The sequence below is a fragment of the Acinetobacter harbinensis genome (genome assembly GCF_000816495.1).
GTDB lineage: Bacteria > Pseudomonadota > Gammaproteobacteria > Pseudomonadales > Moraxellaceae > Acinetobacter > Acinetobacter harbinensis.
On record NZ_JXBK01000003.1, the window covers coordinates 24,389 to 25,793 of the forward strand.

General features: G+C 29.6%; 2 protein-coding genes. One reads left to right on the plus strand and one right to left on the minus strand.

What is annotated here, in order from left to right; all coding sequences use genetic code 11:
• A partial coding sequence (locus SE27_RS13060; RefSeq protein WP_455550019.1) for a surface-adhesin E family protein occupies positions 1 to 464 on the plus strand: 464 nt, incomplete at its 5' end.
• Positions 465 to 601: 137 nt separating this feature from the next.
• Here the strand turns inward: SE27_RS13060 and SE27_RS13065 are convergent.
• A complete protein-coding gene (locus SE27_RS13065) occupies positions 602 to 1,147 on the minus strand; it encodes a hypothetical protein (protein ID WP_148308956.1) in 546 nt (181 codons plus the stop codon).
• Positions 1,148 to 1,405: the final 258 nt, after the last annotated feature.

The following is a 1,405-nucleotide window of genomic DNA, read 5'->3' on the forward strand; positions in this document are numbered from 1 at the left end:
TTAAAGATCAAAACCCAATGAACAAAATCATATTATTATCAACATTGCTTCTCTCAATGCCGGCAATTGCATATACACCTAAATTGTTATTAGTTGATCAAAATTCTGGCTTCAAACAGTACCTTGATGAAAAATCAATTAAGAAAATTGATAAAAATTTAATGAAAGTAGTGGTTTATGATAAATACACTTACAAAAATAGTGATGAATATGCAAAAAATTATAAATCTGCGATTAAGGTGTATGTCATAGATTGTCCATATAAGGCTCTATCTATGGGATATGCAACATATTACAAAGAACTTACTTCTAACAGTGAGCTAGTAGGATCATATAACAATATTAAAGGAATGAATGGTGATACTGGTGAAACCATTTATTTTTATGATGATTTAGAGTTTACATCAATTAAAAACTCATCTGTTGATCAAAGAATATATAGACGTGTTTGTATAGGAAACTAAAATTCTCTTTTTATAGGGGTGAAAGCCCTCTATAGTTAATTGATAGGTTATATAAAAAAGCCCACCTTACGATGAGCCTTTATTTAAAGTGAAGCTTTTTACTTATGATTTGATAAAATTAATTAAGTAATTTCAGGTCACTCACCACCTTGTATTTGCTCTTCAACAACTTGTTCATTTTCTGAATTCTGAGATTCTTCGCTCATTCTTTGCCTAGCATATTCATTTTCTTGTTCCTGCTCTTCGAGTATTCGTTGATTTGCTAAGGCTTGCTCTTCCAATGCAACATCCTCAAATCTTTTTAACTCTATAGCCCTCTGTTTTTCATACTCAATTTGTCTTAGACCCTCTATGATATTTGAATTACTTATATCAATATCACCATTGAAACCTTCAGGTCTTCTATAAAATGAGAATTGATCTTTCATTGATTTGCCATTCATGAAATGTACTAAAGCCTGACACTCATAAATAGGCCCCTCTTTTTCTGAAGGAAAAACATAACCATTTTGGTTACATTTTAAATTATCAACTTTATCTACTCTAACGTTATTTACGATTGTTTCTAATAACATATTGTATTGTGACTTTAACTCAGATTCACTTGGTTGAGTCTGAAAAATCTGACTACAACCACTTAATATTGCAACTCCAAAAAGAGTGTATACCATTAATTTATTCATATATCTAGCTAACTACTGTCAATTATTGTAATTAATATAACACACAGATATTCTAATTTTTTTGATTTAAATTTATATGTAATTAAATAGATACAGCATTATTTAATCCAAATTTTCCTGACTATCCTACTTTTGCAATTTAGATTTTTGATGTTTTTCAAAATACAAAAAGTGTAAGGAGAAAAATGTGGTAGGTTTATCTCAAGTTAACGCTGACATATCAGAAGATGAGATAATACAAAGAGCGGGCATAGCAGT